Below are 16,785 nucleotides of genomic sequence, written 5' to 3'. Positions count from 1 at the left end.
TGCGGGCGGACCTATCGCTTGTGGGGTTCGAGTTGGGGGCGGCGCGGGGTCTCCACGGAGCGGCCGCGGTGGTCGGCGGCGTGCTTGGCCGGGGCCTGCCGCTCCGCGAGCCGGGTGGCGCAGAACAGGCACTGGTCGCCGATGACTTCGAGCCCGCACCAGGTGCAGGTGTCGCGCCGCACGGAGGTGACGAGCTGGTAGAGCATGCCGACGTCGGCGATGTAGGCGGTGAACTCGACCAGTTTGGCGGTGCCCCACCAGCGGGCCGAGTCCGGCGGCAGCGGCACCTCGCGCAGGTGCTGGGAGTGCCAGGCGGCGGCCAGCGGGCCGGTGATCCAGCCGGGGTCGAGGCCCTTGCCGGCCACCGCGAGTTGCGTCTGGTAGCCGGGGCCCGGCGGGATCGCGGTCGGCTCGGCCTCGCCGAGGTAGGGCTCGGGGTGCGCGAGGACCGCGAAGTGCCGCCCGGGCACGAGGGACTTGACGTGGGTGCCGACGCCGACCGGCACCCGGTCGAGCTTGGCGACCGAGCCGAGCAGCGCGCCGGAGTGCAGGTAGTACGACAGCAGGCGGGCGGCGCCGGCGAGCACGCCGGGCCCGAGGTCGGTGCCGGCCAGCTGGCGCAGCTGCTCGCCGAGCAACGCCCTGGCCAGCGGCGGCAGGGTCAGCGGCACGATCGCCAACCGGTCGGCCTCCAGGGCGGATCGGACGGTGTGCAGGCGGCGGCGGACCGGGTCGTCGGGCTCGGGCGGGGCGAGCGCGACGACATGGCCGTGGGCGTCCAGCGCGGACGCGATCCGCGTCACGTGCTCCTCCAGCGGAAGCGCGAGGTCGTCCGTCGTGACCGTGATGACGTCCAGCATCCGGAACCTCCTCCTTTCCGCCGGTTCGGCCCTGCGGCCTGGCGATTTTCGCTCGTCAGCTTATCGATGTGTAGCGGATCGGGTGCGCAAAGTTGCGGATCGGCAATGGTGAACGGCGGCTGTCCGCAAGAGGTCTTGACAACCCAATTGGTCTGGACCAACTTTCTCCCTTACCGGGCCATCCCGGTAATCCCGAGGGCCTGCCCGGACTTCCCGGTCACCCGCACTCCCACCACCCCCCCCCACTCCTTGCCCCCAGGAGGCAGTCGTGGAACGTGCATCGCACGCGAATCGAGCCGGCAGGACACACCGCAGACCGACCGTCAGGCAGCGTACGGTCGCCGCACTGAGCGCGGCGGCGGTGATCGGCGCGGGCGTGGCCGTCGCCACCGTCGGCGACGCGAGTGCCGCGACCACCAACCTCGTCGCCAACCCCGGCTTCGAGAGCGGGCTCTCGAACTGGACCTGCACCGCGGGCAGCGGCGCCGCCGTCTCCAGCCCGGTGCACTCCGGGTCCGGGGCGCTCAAGGCCACCCCGTCGAGCAGCGACACCGGCCAGTGCTCGCAGACCGTCAGCGTGCAGCCCAACTCCCAGTACACGCTCAGCGCGTGGGTCCAGGGCTCCTACGTCTACATCGGCGCCACCGGCACCGGCGGCACCGACCCGTCGACCTGGACGCCGAGCGCGTCCTCCTACCAGCAGCTCAGCGTCAACTTCACCACCGGCGCCGGCACGCACTCGGTGACCGTCTACACGCACGGCTGGTACGCCCAGCCCGCGTACTTCGCCGACGACATCACCCTGACGGGCCCCGGCGGCTCCACCACCCCGCCCACCACGCCGCCGACCACCCCGCCCACCACTCCTCCGACGACCCCGCCGACCACTCCCCCGACCACCCCGCCCACGACGCCGCCGACCACCCCGCCGTCGGGAGGCCTGCCCAAGCACAAGGTCACCGGCTACTGGCAGAACTTCAACAACGGCGCCACCGTGCAGACCATCGCGCAGGTGCAGAGCCAGTACGACATCATCGCCGTGGCCTTCGCCGACGCGACGACCACGCCCGGCGCGGTGTCCTTCACGCTCGACCCGTCGCTCGGCTACAGCGTCGCGCAGTTCAAGGCCGACATCGCCGCCAAGCAGGCTGCGGGCAAGAAGGTGATCATCTCGGTCGGCGGGCAGAACGGCACGATCTCGATACGGGACTCGGCGTCGGCCACCAACTTCGCCAACAGCGTCTACTCGCTGATGCAGACGTACGGCTTCAACGGCGTCGACATCGACCTGGAGAACGGCATCGACTCCACCTACATGCCGCAGGCACTGCGGGCGCTGAGCGCCAAGGCCGGCTCGGGCCTGATCATCACGATGGCGCCGCAGACGATCGACATGCTGTCGGCGGGCAGTGATTACCTGGCCACCGCGCTGAAGGTCAAGGACATCCTGACCATCGTCAACACGCAGTATTACAACAGCGGTTCGATGAACGGCTGCGACGGCGGCGTCTACAGCCAGGGCTCGGTGGACTTCATCACCACGCTGGCCTGCACCGCGATCCAGGCCGGCCTGTCACCGTCCCAGGTCGGCATCGGCACCCCCGCCTCCACCAGCGCGGCCGGCTCCGGCTACGTCAGCCCGACCGTCGTCAACAACGCCCTGGACTGCCTCGCCAAGGGCACCGGCTGCGGCACCTTCCACCCGTCCACCACCTGGCCCGGCATCGGCGGCGCGATGACCTGGTCGACGAACTGGGACGCCTCCGCCGGGAACACCTGGTCCAACGGCGTCGGCCCGCACGTCCACGCCCTGCCGTAACCGGCGGTTCGCCCGGCAGGTCACGAGCCGTGCCCTGCCGGGCGAGCGAGTCCTCAGGGGCGTGTTCGCCCCACGGACAGCGCCCCGCGGAGATCAGGCCAGAACGGCCATCGCGTCGATCTCGACCAGGAGGCCGGCCGGGAGGCCCACGTAGACGGTGGTGCGGGCGGCCGGGGGCTCGGTGAGGGCGGCGAAGTACGCGTCGTAGAGCTCGTTGAACTCGGCGAAGTGCGCCGTGTCCGTCAGGTAGACGCGGACCATGACCGCGTCCTCCCAGGACGCGCCCCCGGCCTCCAGGACCGACTGGACGTTGGCGAGGGTCTGGAGGACCTGGGCGCGCAGGGTGGGGCCGGCCGGGGTCGGCGGACGGCCCTCGATGGCGGGCAGGAAGCCGACCTGGCCCGCGACCTGGAGGATCGCGCCCTTGCGCACGCCGTGCGAGAACCTCGCCGGGGGCGCGGTGTGGGTCGGCGGGGTGATCGCGGTCTTGGCGGTGGTCATCGGGTCGCGCCTTTCGTGACGGAAGGGGAGGCAGCAGCGGGGGCGGCGGCACGGGAGGACGGGCCGGCGACGCCGGACAGCTCGGCCCCGATCGCCTCGGCGGTCCGCAGGATCAGCGGCCGCAGCCGCAGCAACTCCTCGGCGGTGACGACCACGTTGGGCGCCGACACCGACATGGCCGCGCAGACCCGCCCGTCGGGGCCGTGCAGCGGGGCGCCGACGCAGTTGATGGACTCCTCGTGGCCGCCGAGGTCGCAGGCCCAGCCCTGGTCGCGTACCCGGGCCAGCTCGGCGAGGAAGGCGGCGGCGTCCGGCGTCGAACGCGGGGTGTAGCGCGGGTAGTCGAGGCCTTCGGCGACCGCCCGGCGCTCCGGCTCCGGCAGGTCGGCGAGCAGCAGTTTGGCGACGGCGGCGACCGTGATGGCGACCGGGCGGCCGATCCGGGAGTACATGCGGACCGGGTAGCGGCTCTCCACCTTGTCGATGTAGACGACCTCGCCCTGCTCGTAGACGGCCAAGTGCACGGTGTGGCCGGTGCGTTCGTTCAGTGCGGCCAGGTGCGGGTGGGCGATGCCGCGGATGTCCAGGGCCTCGACGGCCTGTTGGGCGAGGGCGAACAGCCGGGCGCCGAGCCGGTAGCGCTGGTCCTGCTGGCGGTAGACCAGGCCGTGGTCGTGCAGCGTACGCAGCAGCCGCAGCGCGGTGGACTTGTGCACGTCCAGCCGGGTGGCGACCTGTTCCAGGCTCGCGGGCCCCTCGGCGAGCAGCGGCAGGATGCTCAGCGCGCGGTCGACCGTCTGACTCACCGTCCCACCACCTCCTCGTCCCGGTCCCGGTCCTCGCCCCGGTCCGTCCAGCCGGGGCCGAGTCGCAGTCTGCCCCATGCGGTGTCGTCCAGCGCGGCAAGGGCGTCGGCGTGCGCGCGGGCGGGCGGCGGCGCGAGGTCGCCGGGGGCGGTCAGCGCGGCGGCGGCCAGCAGGTGGCCGTGCCGCAGCCGGTCGCGCGGCGGCAGCCCGCGCAGGGTCGCGGACAGGAAGCCGGCGGCGAAGGCGTCGCCCGCGCCCACGTGGGCGACCACGTCGACCGCCGGCGCCGGTACGTGCACCCGCTCGCCGCCGCTGAAGACGGTGGCGCCGCCCGCGCCCTGCTTGACCACGACGGTGGCCGGCTCTGGCAGCGCGGCGCGGATCGCGTCGGCGTCCGCCAGGCCCCAGGCGGCCTGGGCCTCGTCCTCGCCGACGAAGACCAGGTCGCAGCCGCGGGCGAGTTCGGCCAGCAGCCACGGGTCGGCGCCGTGCCACAGCGCGGGCCGGTGGTTGACGTCGAAGGACACCAGGGGGCGGCCCGGCTCGCGGTGGGTGAGCCGCCGCATCAGGGCCTTGCAGGTGGCCGACAGGGCGCAGGTGATCCCGGTCAGGTGCAGCACCCGCCCGGCCCACACGTCCCTGCGCTGCACCAGCGCGGGCGACAGCGCGGAGGCGGCGGAGCCTTTGCGGTAGTAGACGACCTCGGCGCGTCCCGGGGCCGCGTCCAGCGTGGTGGCGCGCTCGCCCGCCGTACGGAAGTAGACGCCGGTGGGCCGGTGCGGGTCGCGCTGGACCGCGCTGACGTCGACACCGGATCCGGCGATGGTCTCCACCAGGTGGTCGCCGAAGCCGTCGGCGCCGACCCGGCTGACCCAGCGGACGCTGTGGCCGGTACGGGCCAGGGTGCACGCGACGTTCGACTCGGCGCCGCCGATGGACCGGTGGAAGGCGGGGACGTCGGCCAGCCGCCCGGCGCTGCCCGGCACGAAGGTGACCATGGACTCCCCCAGGCATACGACGTCCACGCTCGGCGTCACGCTCATGCTCGCTCTCACTGGGGTAGGGCTGGGGGTACGGGTCCGCGGAACGGGCCTGCGGTCCGGGCCCGCGGTACAGGGTCCGCGCCGTTGACCAGGCACAGGCCCGGATGTTAGACAGCTCGAAACACGATACGCAATGGCCGTTGCATATTGTGCAACGTCTCGCGGGCTACGGAGGGTGCATGGACGTCGTCGCCGAACGGGTCGCCGCGCTGCGCGAGGAACGGATCGACCACCGTTTCAAGGGCCTGCCGCCGGACGCGGAAGGGCTCACCGTCGGCGAGCTCGCCGACCAGCGGCGCACCCTCGCCGACGGCGGTTTCACCACCCCGCTGCTCGTGCTGTCCGCCGCGGCCCTCGACCACAACCTCGCCGTGCTGGAAGGCTGGACCACCGAACACGGCCTCGCCTTCGCCCCGCACGGCAAGACGTCGATGGCCCCGCAGCTCTTCGCCCGCCAGCTCGAGCGCGGCGCCTGGGGCATCACCGTCGCCGTGCCCCACCAGCTACGCGTCTGCCGCGCCTTCGGCATCCCCCGGGTCTTCCTCGCCAACGAGCTCGTCGACCCGGCGGCGCTGCGCTGGCTCGCCGCGGAACTGGACGCCGACCCGGACTTCGCGTTCGTCTGCTACGTCGATTCGGTCCGCGGCGTCCAACTCATGAACGAGGTGCTGCTCGCCGCGGGGACCCGGCGGCGGGTCGACGTCGTCGTCGAACTCGGCGCCGGGCCCGGCGCGCGGACCGGGGCCCGTACGGAGGCGGACTGCGCCGCCGTGGCCGCCGCGGTCGGGGCGGCGGACCGGCTGCGGCTCGTCGGCGTGGCCGGTTACGAGGGCGAGGTGCCGGACGCCGATCCCGAGCGGGTACGGGCCTGGCTGCGGCGGCTGGTCGCGCTCGCGGCGGAGCTGGACCGGAGCGGCGCCTTCGCGGACGCGGAGCGGATCGTGATCAGCGCGGGGGGCTCGGCGTGGTTCGACGCGGTCGCGGACGTCTTCGGGGGCATCGGCGCGATGTCGGCGCCCGTGCTGCCGCTGCTGCGGTCCGGGGCCTACGTCACGCACGATGACGCGCACTATGCCCGGGTGACGCCCTTCACCCGGGTGCCTGGGCGCCTCGAACCGGCCTTCCGGCTCTGGGCGCAGGTCGTCTCCCGGCCGGCGCCGGGGCAGGCCTTCCTCAACGCGGGCAAGCGCGACGCGCCCTACGACCTCGGGCTCCCGACGCCGGTGGCCGTCCACTCCCCCGCCGGGCTCCGCCCCGCACCCCCCGAGCTGCGCGTCAGCGGCATCTCCGACCAGCACCTGTGGCTCTCCGTCCCGCCGGACGACGCCCTGGAGGTCGGCGACCTCGTCGCCCTGGGCCTCTCGCACCCCTGCACCACCTTCGACAAATGGCCGCTCATCCCCGTCGCCACCCCCGACGGCATCGTGACGGACTACGTCCGCACCTTCTTCTAGCCGTCCGCCGGAAAAGGACGGAAGGTCCCGGCAGCCGGGGAAGGGGCTGGTCGGGGGACGTAGGGTCACCGGCATGGGCTTGGACTTGGTGGTGCGGGGCGCCCGCGTCGTGGACGGCAGCGGGGCGCCCGGCTTCACGGGGGACGTCGCCGTCGCGGGCGGGCGGATCGTCGAGGTGCGCCGCGGCAGCGGCAGGGGCCTGACCGGCGGCCGGGTGATCGACGGGCGCGGGCTCGTGCTCGCGCCCGGCTTCATCGACATGCACGCGCACAGCGACCTGGCCCTGCTCACCGACCCGGCCCACGAGGCGAAGGCGGCGCAGGGCGTCACCCTGGAGGTCCTCGGCCAGGACGGCCTGTCGTACGCGCCCGCCGACGACCGCACCCTCGACACCCTGCGCACCCTCATCGCCGGGTGGAACGGCGACGGCTCGGGCGTGGTGTTCGACTGGCGCACGGTCGGGGAGTACCTGGACCGGCTGGACGCCGGCGTCGCCGTCAACGCGGCCTATCTCGTACCGCAGGGCACCGTCCGGATGATGGCGGTGGGCTGGGAGGACCGGCCGGCCTCGCCGGACGAGCTGCGGGAGATGAAGCGGCTGGTCGCCGAGGGCATGGCGCAGGGCGCGGTGGGGATGTCGTCGGGGCTGACCTACACCCCGGGGATGTACGCGCCGGACGCCGAGCTGACCGAGTTGTGCCGGGTGGTCGCCGACCACGGCGGCTACTACTGCCCGCACCACCGTTCGTACGGCGCCGGCGCCCTGCGGGCGTACGAGGAGATGATCGCGGTCGCCAGGAACGCCGGCTGCCCACTGCACCTGGCGCACGCCACGATGAACTTCGACGTCAACGCGGGCCGCGCCGCCGACCTGCTCGACGTGCTGGACAAGGCGCTGGCGGAGGGCGCCGACATCACGCTGGACAGCTACCCGTACACGGCCGGCTGCACGACGCTGGCCGCGCTGCTGCCCAGCTGGGCGGCGGTCGGCGGCCCCGAGGCGACGCTGGCCAGGCTGCGCGACGCGCCCACGGCCGAGCGCATCAGGCACGCCCTGGAGGTCGAGGGGTCGGACGGCAGCCACGGGGTGCCGATGGACTGGTCCACGATCGAGGTGTCGGGCACCGCGGACCCGGCTCTGGCCGACCGGGTCGGCACCCGCCTCGGCGGCTGGCCGGCGGCCCGCGCGCTGCTGCTGGCCGACCGGCTCGGGACGACGATCCTGCAGCACGTCGGCGACGAGCGGAACGTCCGTACGGTGATGCGGCACCGCACCCACACGGCCGGCTCCGACGGCATCCTGCACGGCGCGAAGCCGCACCCGCGGGCGTACGGCACCTTCCCGCACTACCTGGGCCACTACGTGCGCGAGCTCGGCGTCCTCACCCTGGAGGAGTGCGTCGCCCACCTGACCGGCCGCCCCGCCGCCCGCCTGCGCCTCTCCGACCGCGGCCTGATCCGCGAGGGCCACCGCGCCGACCTGGTCCTCTTCGACCCGGCGACCGTCGCGTCGGGCGCCACCTACGAGCGGCCGCGCCGCCTGCCGACCGGCATCCCGCACGTCCTGATCGACGGCCGCTTCGTCATCGAGGACGGCCGCCGCACGGACGTCCTGGCGGGACGGTCGGTACGCGGCGCGTCCTGCCCGCCCCGCCCCGACACGGCACCCCGACCGCCGCGGCGGGCCGCCTCCGGCGTCCCCCAGGTGGCGAAAAACACCGCGCGGCGGACGTAACGTGCCCGTAAGGTGACCGGCATGCAGGTGATCCAGTCCACGAAGCTCGCAAATGTCTGTTACGAGATCCGGGGTCCGGTTCTTGAGGAGGCGATGCGGCTGGAGGCGGCCGGACACCGCATCCTCAAGCTGAACACCGGGAATCCCGCCGGGTTCGGGTTCGAGTGCCCGCCCGAGATCCTTGAGGACATGCTGCGCACCCTGAAGGACGCGCACGGCTACGGCGATGCCAAGGGTCTGCTGTCGGCGCGGCGGGCGGTGATGCAGCACTACCAGACCAAGGGCATCCCGCTGGACGTCGAGGACATCTACCTCGGCAACGGCGTGTCCGAGCTGATCCAGATGTCGATGCAGGCGCTGCTCGACGACGGCGACGAGGTGCTGGTGCCCGCGCCGGACTATCCGCTGTGGACCGCGTCGGTCGCGCTGGCCGGCGGCACGGCGGTGCACTACCGGTGCGACGAGCAGGCCGACTGGATGCCGGACCTCGCCGACATCGAGCGCAAGGTGACCGACCGCACCAAGGCGATCGTCATCATCAACCCGAACAACCCGACCGGCGCGGTCTACGACGACGAGCTGCTGCGCGGGCTCACCGACATCGCCCGCCGCCACCGGCTCGTGGTCTGCTCCGACGAGATCTACGACAAGATCCTCTACGACGACACCACGCACACCCCGACCTCGGCGATCGCCCCCGACCTGCTCACCCTCACCTTCAACGGCCTGTCCAAGGCCTACCGGGTGGCGGGCTACCGCAGCGGGTGGATGGCGGTGTGCGGCCCCAAGACGCACGCGGGCAGCTACATCGAGGGCCTGACGATCCTGGCCAACATGCGGCTGTGCGCCAACATGCCGGCCCAGCACGCGATCGCCACCGCGCTCGGCGGCCACCAGTCGATCACCTCGCTGGTCCTGCCCGGCGGCCGCCTCGCGGCCCAGCGGGACGCCACGTACGCGGCTCTGACCGCGATCCCCGGCGTGACCTGCGTGAAGCCCAAGGGCGCGCTCTACGCCTTCCCGCGGCTCGACCCGCAGGTCTACAAGATCAAGGACGACCGCCAGATGGTCCTCGACCTGCTCAGGGCCGAGAAGATCATGATCGTCCACGGCACCGGCTTCAACTGGATCGAGCCCGACCACTTCCGCATCGTCACGCTCCCGCGCGCGGAGGACCTGACCGAGGCGATCGGCCGCATCGGCCGGTTCCTGGACAGCTACTCCCAGCCGTAGCGGCTTCGGCGTGAGCCGCGTCAGCCCACCACCGGCCGGTGGTGGGCTGAGCGCTCCGTTCTCCCCCCAGGGCCTCGCCCGGGGGTGCCCCCACGCGCCGCTGTGGGGCGCCGCCCTGCGCGGGGCTTAGGCGGGGCCCAGGCGGGCGACCAGGGACTCGTACTCGGCCCACAGCTCCGGCGGCGTGCGGTCGCCGAAGGTCTCCAGGTGGGCCGGGATCAGCCCGGCCTCCTCGCGCCAGGCCTGGGGGTCGACCGTCAGGAGCAGGTCGAGGGCGGCCGGGCTCAGGCCGAGGCCGTCCGTGTCGAGGGCGCCCGGCGCCGGCAGCGTGCCGATGGGGGTGCTGACCCCTTCCGCGGTGCCGTTCAGCCGGTCGACGATCCACTTCAGGACCCGGCTGTTCTCGCCGAAGCCGGGCCACACGAAGTGGCCGTCCGCGTCCTTGCGGAACCAGTTGACGTAGTAGATCTTCGGCAGTTTCGCCGGGTCGTGGGCCTTGCCCACCTCCAGCCAGTGCGCGAAGTAGTCGCCCATGTTGTAGCCGCAGAAGGGCAGCATCGCGAAGGGGTCGCGGCGCAGCTCGCCGACCTTGCCCTCGGCGGCGGCCGTCTTCTCGCTGGCGATGTTCGCGCCGAGGAAGACGCCGTGCTGCCAGTCGAAGGACTCGGTGACCAGCGGTACGGCGGTGGCGCGGCGGCCGCCGAAGAGGATCGCGGAGATCGGGACGCCGCGCGGGTCCTCCCACTCGGGGGCGATGATCGGGCACTGGTCGGCGGGGACGGTGAAGCGGGCGTTGGGGTGGGCGGCGGGCGTGCCGGACGCGGGGGTCCAGTCGTTGCCCTTCCAGTCGGTGAGGTGGGCCGGGGGCTCCTCGGTCATGCCCTCCCACCACACGTCGCCCTCGTCGGTGAGGGCGACGTTGGTGAAGATGGAGTTGGCGTACATCGTCTTCATGGCGTTGGCGTTGGTGTGCTCGCCGGTGCCGGGGGCGACGCCGAAGAACCCGGCCTCGGGGTTGATGGCGTACAGCCGGCCGTCCTCGCCGAAGCGCATCCAGGCGATGTCGTCGCCGATGGTCTCGACGGTCCAGCCGGAGACGGTGGGCTCCAGCATCGCCAGGTTGGTCTTGCCGCACGCGGAGGGGAAGGCGGCGGCGACGTATTTGGTCTCCCCCCGCGGCGGGGTGAGCTTGAGGATCAACATGTGCTCGGCGAGCCAGCCCTCGTCGCGGGCCATGACGGAGGCGATCCGCAGGGCGTAGCACTTCTTGCCCAGCAGGGCGTTGCCGCCGTAGCCGGAGCCGTAGGACCAGATCTCCCGGTCCTCGGGGAAGTGCGAGATGTACTTGGTGTCGCTGCACGGCCAGGGCACGTCGGCCTGGCCGTCGGCGAGCGGGGCGCCGACCGAGTGGACGGCCTTGACGAAGTCCCCGTCGGTGCCCAGCTCGTCCAGGACGGCGCTGCCCATCCGGGTCATCGTGCGCATGGACACGGCGACGTACGCGGAGTCGGTGATCTCCACGCCCATCGCGGACAGCGGTGAGCCGAGCGGCCCCATGCAGAACGGCACGACGTACATCGTCCGGCCGCGCATCGCCCCGCGGAAGAGCCCCGTCTCACCGGTGAAGACCTCCCGCATCTCGGCGGGGTCCTTCCAGTGGTTGGTGGGGCCCGCGTCGGCCTCGTCCGCCGAGCAGATGAACGTACGGTCCTCGACGCGCGCCACGTCGGAGGGGTCGGAGGCCGCGTGGTACGAGTTCGGTCGCAGGGTCGGGTCGAGCCTGGTGAAGGTGCCCTTCGCGACGAGTTCCGCCGCGAGCAGGTCGTACTCCGCCTGCGAGCCGTCGCACCAGACGACCTCGTCGGGCTGGGTGAGATCGGCGATCTCGCCGACCCATCGGATCAGTTCCTGGTGTTCGGTGGGAGCCGTATTAGCGCGCGCCACGATCGCTCCGTCCCGCCGGGTCCGCACAGACCGGCGTGAGAGTTGAGGGTTGGTTCGGCCCCTTGGGGGCTGCGGCCCGGACGCGTTCGTGGAGTGCTCATCCGGTACCGACCGCACTCATATGAGTGTGAGGCCGGTCGAACGAGTCTGTCCAGGGGAGCGGAAGTGAGCCCCGCCACGACCGGCACGACGGCACGCGCGGCCGAGCCACGCCCGGGCAACCTACGGTGGCGTAGGTAGGATTGACGCCATGAGCGCAGTCGACCACACTGCAGAAGTACCCTCCGACGTCGATGGTCTCGACCTGGCCGCACCGATAAAACCCAAGCTCAGAGGGTGGTTGCACGCGGGAATGTTCCCCGCGGTGCTCATTTCCGGGGTGGTGCTCACCGCCTTCGCGCAGAGCACCAGGGGACGCGTCGCGTGCGCGGTCTTCACGGTGTCGGCCTGCGCGCTGTTCGGCGTGAGCGCGCTTTACCACCGCGGCGACTGGGGTCCGCGCAGCGCCGGAATTTTGCGCCGGCTTGACCATGCGAACATCTTCCTGATCATCGCGGGCACCTACACACCGCTCGCGATACTGCTGCTGCCCGGTGGCACCTCCCACTTGCTGCTGTGGATGGTGTGGGCCGGGGCGCTGGCCGGTATCGCCTTTCGCGTCTGCTGGATCGGCGCTCCCCGGTGGCTGTACACACCCTGCTACATCGCGCTGGGCTGGGTCGCGGTCTTCTTCCTGCCGGACTTCCTGCGCACCGGCGGCGTCGCCGTCCTGGTCTGCGTGATCGTCGGCGGGCTGCTCTACAGCACGGGCGCGGCCGTCTACGGCTTCAAGCGGCCCAACCCGTCGCCGCGCTGGTTCGGCTTCCACGAGGTCTTCCACTCGCTCACGCTGGCCGCCTTCATCGTCCACTACATCGGCATCTCGCTGGTGGCCTACCAGCACCGATAGGCCGCCGCCCCCTCGACGCCACCTCGGCCCGCGCCCCCTCGGGGGTGCGGGCCTTCGTCATGCCCGCGACATGGCGCTTCACGATGCCCGGGATCCGGTTGGCAGGGAAGCACGCGCGAGCTACATTCTTTTGAGAGTCGCTATCAATTGACGCTCTCTCGCAGGAGATCTCGATGTCCGCTCCCTCAACCGCTCCCCCGCAGCCCGACCCCCGGCGCTGGCTCGCGCTCATCGCGCTGTGCCTGAGCATGCTCGTCCTCAGCTTCGACACCACGATCCTCAACGTCGCCCTGCCGACCATGGCGGGCAGCATCGGCGCCGGCACCGGCGACATGCAGTGGATCGTCGACTCGTACACCGTCGTCTTCGCCGCCGCGATGCTGCCCGCCGGCCTGCTCGGCGACCGCTTCGGGCGGCGCCGGATGCTGGTCGCCGGCCTCGCGGTCTTCCTCGTCGGCTCCGTCCTCGGCTCGCTCGTGGACAGCCCCGGCCCGGTCATCGCCGCCCGCACCGTCATGGGCCTGGGCGGCGCCTTCGTCATGCCGCTCGCCCTGTCGGTCATCCCGTCGCTGTTCGGCCCGGCCGAACGCCCCAAGGCGGTCGCGCTGGCCAGCACCGCCGTGGCCTTCGGCATGCCGCTCGGCCCGATCATCGGCGGCACCCTCCTCCAGCACTTCTGGTGGGGCTCGGTCTTCCTGGTCAACATCCCGCTCATCGCGCTGGCGGTCGCGGCCTGCTACGCCCTGCTGCCCGAGACCACCGACCCGGCCGCACCACGGGTCCGGGTGTCCAGCACCTTCTGCAGCGTCCTCGGCCTCGGCGCCCTGGTCTACGGCATCATCGAGGCGCCCAACCGCGGCTGGGGCGACCCGCTCGTCGTGGCCGTGCTCGCGGCCGGGGCGGTCCTGCTGGCCGCGCTCGTGCTGCGGGAGCGGACGGTCGAGCGGCCCATGCTCGACATGAGCCTGCTGCGGCAGCGCGCCTTCCTGGGGAACGCCGTCGCCGCCACCCTGGTCAGCTTCATCCTCACCGGCATGGTCTTCGTCCTGCCGTCGTACCTCCAGTCGACGCTGGGCTACGACGCCTTCGGCACCGGCCTGCGGCTGCTGCCGATGCTGGGCGGGCTGATGGTCGCCGCCCGGCTCAGCCCCTACCTGGCCGCCAGGTCCGGGCCGCGCCCGGTGATCGTCGCCGGCCTGCTGGCCCTGGCCGCGGGCGCCTTCCTCGGCGCCACCACCGCGAGCGGCGACGGGTACGGCGGCACCGCGCTGTGGCTGGCGATCGCCGGCGCCGGTCTCGGCCTGGTCGTCGTGCAGGCCATGAACAGCGCGCTCGGCGCCCTCCCCAGGGAGCGCGCCGGCAGCGGCTCCGGCCTGCTCCAGACGCTCCGGCAGACCGGCGCGGCCATCGGCGTCGCCATCCTCGGCAGCGTCCTGGCCGCCGGCTACACCGACCGCCTCGACACCGCCGGCCTGTCACCGGACGCCGCTCACACCGCCCGCGAGTCGGTCGTCGGCGCCCACGCCGTCGCCGCCCGGCTCGGCGACCGGGCCCTGGCCGCCTCCGCCGACACCTCGTATCTGCACGGCATGGACCTGGCGCTGGTCGCCTGCGGTGCCGCCTCGCTGGTCACCGCGCTGCTGCTGGCGGCCCTGCTGCCCAACCCGCGCCCGGACCGCCCGGCGGCCGCCGCCCCGGCCGCCCCCGCGGACGCGATGGCCGAGCAGCGGGCGGATGCCCGACAATGACGTCATGTCCCCTCGAACCCCCGACACCGGCTGCCCCCCGCGGGCGGGCCTGCGGGAACGCAAGAAGGTCCAGACCCGGCAGGCCATCCGCGCCGCCGCGTACCGGCTCTTCGCGGAGCACGGATACGACGCCACGCCGGTGGACCGGATCGCGGCGGAGGCGGATGTGTCGCCCAGCACGGTCTTCCGCTACTTCCCCACCAAGGAGGACATCGTCCTCACCGACGAGTACGACGACATGATGGCGGACATGCTGCGCGACCGCCCCGAGGGGGAGCCGCCGCTGGTCTCGCTGCGGATGGTCCTGCACGAGTCGCTGGGCGCGGTCCTGAACGACCCCGCCGAGCGGGCCGAGATGGTCCAGCGCGAGAAGCTCGTCCGCGACGTCCCGTCGATCCGGGCCCGCGCGCACGAGAGCATGTCCCTGACCGGGCGGCTGCTCGGCGGGATCATCGCGGCCCGCACGGGCCGCACCGCCGACGCGCTGGAAGTACGCGTCTTTACCGCGGCGGTCTTCTCGGTGATCCACGAGGCCACGATGTTCTGGGTCGAGAAGGCCCCCGACGAGGACCTCCTGGTCCTCATCGACCGCTCCCTGCGCATCCTCAACCGCGGCCTGGACGTCTGACGCGTCGGTGAGGGGCCCGGCGGGTCGCGGGGTCACCCCGGGGTGCGGAGCTGGCTGCGCAGGGCGCGCGGGTCGGAGGTGGGCGCGTCGCAGACGAAGTGGCGGCAGACGTACGCGGCGGCGCGGCCCGCGCGGGTGGGCCGCTGGTGGAGCAGCGGGAATTCCGTGGAGCCCTCCTCGCCCACGGCGACGACGGCGCCGGGCGCGCCGCCCAGCAGCGCAGTGCGGTGCAGCTCGGCCGTGAGCGGATCGCCGGTACCGCCGACCACGGCGACCTCGCGCGGCCCGTCGATCGCGGCCTCGGCGACGGCGAGGCCCCACCCGATGAAGCGCGGGGCCCGCCCCGCGAGGGCCCCGACGACGCCGAGCGCGCGCTCGGCGGCCGTGCGGTGCGGCTCGGCGCCGGTGTGGGCGGCGTACGACAGCAGCGCCCCGGCAGCGGCCGTCCACCCGGAGGGGGTGGCGTTGTCCGTGGGGTCCTGCGGCCGCCGGATGAGCGCCTCCGCGTCGTCCGCGGTGTCGTAGAGCGTGCCGTCGTCGGCGGTGAAGTGGTGCAGCACGGAGTCCAGCAGCAGCCCGGCGAAGTCCAGCCAGACGCCCTCGCCGGTGACCGAGGCGAGCGCGAGGAAGCCCTCGGCGACGTCGGCGTAGTCCTCCAGCACGCCGTCGTTGGCGCCGGCGACCCCGTCGCGCGAGGTCCGGGTGAGCCGCCCGCGCCCGTCGAGGTGGACCCGCACCAGCAGGTCGGCGGCGTCGACCGCGGCCTGCACCAGGTCGGTGCGGTCGAAGTAGGCACCGGTCTCGGCGAGCGCGGCGATGGCCAGGCCGTTCCACGCGGCGACGACCTTGTCGTCGCGGCCGGGCCGCGGCCGCCGGTCGCGGGCGGCGAGCAGCCGGTCCCTCACGGAGGTGACCCGTTCGGCGTCCACCACCCCGCCGCCCTGCGGCAGTTGCAGCACCGAGGCGCCCTCTTCGAAGGTGCCCTCCTGGGTGACCCCGAAGTAGTCGGCGGCGAACTCACCGTCGGCCTCGCCCAGTTCGGCGACGAGTTGGGCGGGTGTCCAGACGTAGTAGGCGCCTTCGGCGTGCGCGCCGGTGCCGTCGTCGCTGTCGGCGTCCAGCGCGGAGGCGAAGCCGCCCTCGTCGGTGGCGAGTTCGCTGACAAGGAAGTCGGCGGTCTCCAGCGCGACCCGGCGGGCCAGGTCGGATCCGGTGGCCCGCCACAGATGCGCGTAGACCCGGGTGAGCAGCGCGTTGTCGTACAGCATCTTCTCGAAGTGCGGTACGCACCAGTCGCGGTCGACGCTGTAGCGGGCGAAGCCGCCGCCGAGCTGGTCGTAGATGCCGCCGCGGGCCATCGCCTCGCAGGTGTCGCGGGCCATCTGGAGGGCGCCCTCGGCGCCGGTGCGGGCGTGGTGGCGGAGCAGGAACTCCAGCACCATGGACGGCGGGAATTTCGGCGCTCCCCCGAACCCGCCGCGCCGCGCGTCGTACTCCCGGGTGAGCCCGAGCAGCGCGGCGCCCATCTCGGCGTCACCCGGCGTGACGGCGGCACCGTACGCCGCGGCCCGGTCGGCGAGGTCGCGCACGATGCGCCCCGCGACGTCCCCGACCTCCTCGCGCCGGTCCCGCCACGCGGCGACGACCCCCTCCAGCACGTCCATGAACCCGGGCATCCCCTGCCGGGCCCGCGGCGGGAAGTACGTACCGAAGTAGAACGGCTCCCCGTCGGGCGTCAGGAACACCGTCATGGGCCAGCCGCCCTGCCCGGTCGCGGCCTGCACCGCCTCCATGTAGACGGCGTCGACGTCGGGCCGCTCCTCGCGGTCGACCTTGACGGAGACGAAGTGCTCGTTGAGATACGCCGCGATGGCCTCGTCCTCGAACGATTCGCCCGCCATGACATGGCACCAGTGGCAGGCGCTGTACCCGACGCTGAGCAGCACCGGCACCCCGCGCTTGCGGGCCTCCTCGAAGGCCTCCCGCCCCCAGGGCCACCAGTCCACCGGGTTGTCCGCATGCTGCAGCAGATAGGGCGAGGTCGCGTCACCGAGTCGGTTCACCC

General features: G+C 72.9%; 13 protein-coding genes. 7 read left to right on the top strand and 6 right to left on the bottom strand.

The genetic code is table 11. From position 1 onward, the window contains the following. Positions 1-11: 11 nt before the first annotated feature. A complete protein-coding gene (locus BUE44_RS01775) occupies positions 12-860 on the bottom strand; it encodes a hypothetical protein (protein ID WP_200804303.1) in 849 nt (282 codons plus the stop codon). Positions 861-1,128: 268 nt separating this feature from the next. Between BUE44_RS01775 and BUE44_RS01770 the strand changes: the two genes are divergently transcribed. Next, positions 1,129-2,679 (top strand): chitinase, encoded by a 1,551-nt coding sequence (locus BUE44_RS01770; RefSeq protein ID WP_073492838.1) that lies wholly within the window; start codon positions 1,129-1,131, stop codon positions 2,677-2,679. A 93-nt stretch (positions 2,680-2,772) separates the two neighbouring features. On the opposite strand, the gene BUE44_RS01765 is transcribed toward BUE44_RS01770, so the two are convergent. From BUE44_RS01765 to BUE44_RS01755, 3 genes are read right to left on the bottom strand one after another with little or no spacing between them, the layout of a single operon-like run. Next, entirely contained in the window at positions 2,773-3,180 is a 408-nt protein-coding gene (locus BUE44_RS01765) for a RidA family protein (RefSeq protein ID WP_073492836.1), read from the bottom strand. Next, complete coding sequence (locus BUE44_RS01760) at positions 3,177-3,986, bottom strand: IclR family transcriptional regulator (protein ID WP_073492834.1); 810 nt, start codon at positions 3,984-3,986, stop codon at positions 3,177-3,179. The genes BUE44_RS01765 and BUE44_RS01760 overlap by 4 nt, the downstream gene beginning before the upstream one ends. After that, on the bottom strand, positions 3,983-5,029 hold the full coding sequence (locus BUE44_RS01755; protein ID WP_073492832.1) for a sugar kinase: 1,047 nt from the start codon (positions 5,027-5,029) through the stop codon (positions 3,983-3,985). The genes BUE44_RS01760 and BUE44_RS01755 overlap by 4 nt, the downstream gene beginning before the upstream one ends. 179 nt (positions 5,030-5,208) lie before the next feature. Here BUE44_RS01755 and BUE44_RS01750 point away from each other — a divergent pair, with 179 nt between their 5' ends. From BUE44_RS01750 to BUE44_RS01740, 3 genes are all read left to right on the top strand, one after another. Continuing rightward, positions 5,209-6,483 carry an alanine racemase gene (locus BUE44_RS01750; protein ID WP_073492829.1) on the top strand — a complete coding sequence of 425 codons (1,275 nt, stop codon included), beginning with the start codon at positions 5,209-5,211 and terminating at the stop codon, positions 6,481-6,483. 79 nt (positions 6,484-6,562) lie between these two features. Beyond that, positions 6,563-8,218 (top strand): N-acyl-D-amino-acid deacylase family protein, encoded by a 1,656-nt coding sequence (locus BUE44_RS01745; RefSeq protein ID WP_079189440.1) that lies wholly within the window; start codon positions 6,563-6,565, stop codon positions 8,216-8,218. Between the two features lie 21 nt (positions 8,219-8,239). Beyond that, the gene (locus BUE44_RS01740; protein WP_073492827.1) at positions 8,240-9,451 is read left to right on the top strand and encodes a pyridoxal phosphate-dependent aminotransferase; all 1,212 of its coding nucleotides are present in this window, start codon (positions 8,240-8,242) and stop codon (positions 9,449-9,451) included. A gap of 126 nt (positions 9,452-9,577) precedes the next feature. Here BUE44_RS01740 and BUE44_RS01735 read toward each other — a convergent pair whose 3' ends face one another. Continuing rightward, on the bottom strand, positions 9,578-11,395 hold the full coding sequence (locus BUE44_RS01735; RefSeq protein WP_073492825.1) for a phosphoenolpyruvate carboxykinase (GTP): 1,818 nt from the start codon (positions 11,393-11,395) through the stop codon (positions 9,578-9,580). Between the two features lie 250 nt (positions 11,396-11,645). Between BUE44_RS01735 and trhA the strand changes: the two genes are divergently transcribed. The 3 genes from trhA to BUE44_RS01720 all read left to right on the top strand — a co-directional run bounded on the left by trhA (position 11,646) and on the right by BUE44_RS01720 (position 14,720). Beyond that, positions 11,646-12,344: a PAQR family membrane homeostasis protein TrhA gene (trhA, locus tag BUE44_RS01730; RefSeq protein WP_073492823.1), complete on the top strand. Its 699-nt coding sequence runs from the start codon at positions 11,646-11,648 to the stop codon at positions 12,342-12,344. A gap of 173 nt (positions 12,345-12,517) precedes the next feature. Beyond that, positions 12,518-14,092 (top strand): MFS transporter, encoded by a 1,575-nt coding sequence (locus tag BUE44_RS01725; RefSeq protein WP_073492821.1) that lies wholly within the window; start codon positions 12,518-12,520, stop codon positions 14,090-14,092. Positions 14,093-14,096: 4 nt separating this feature from the next. After that, positions 14,097-14,720, top strand: coding sequence for a TetR/AcrR family transcriptional regulator (locus BUE44_RS01720; protein WP_073493407.1), 624 nt, complete (start codon positions 14,097-14,099; stop codon positions 14,718-14,720). A 32-nt stretch (positions 14,721-14,752) separates the two neighbouring features. Here BUE44_RS01720 and BUE44_RS01715 read toward each other — a convergent pair whose 3' ends face one another. After that, entirely contained in the window at positions 14,753-16,783 is a 2,031-nt protein-coding gene (locus BUE44_RS01715) for a thioredoxin domain-containing protein (RefSeq protein WP_073492819.1), read from the bottom strand. Positions 16,784-16,785: the final 2 nt, after the last annotated feature.

Source organism: Actinacidiphila paucisporea (assembly GCF_900142575.1).
GTDB classification, from domain to species: Bacteria; Actinomycetota; Actinomycetes; order Streptomycetales; family Streptomycetaceae; genus Actinacidiphila; species Actinacidiphila paucisporea.
Note: the sequence above shows the minus strand (reverse complement) of the source record. Positions and strands in the feature narration are given on the sequence as shown.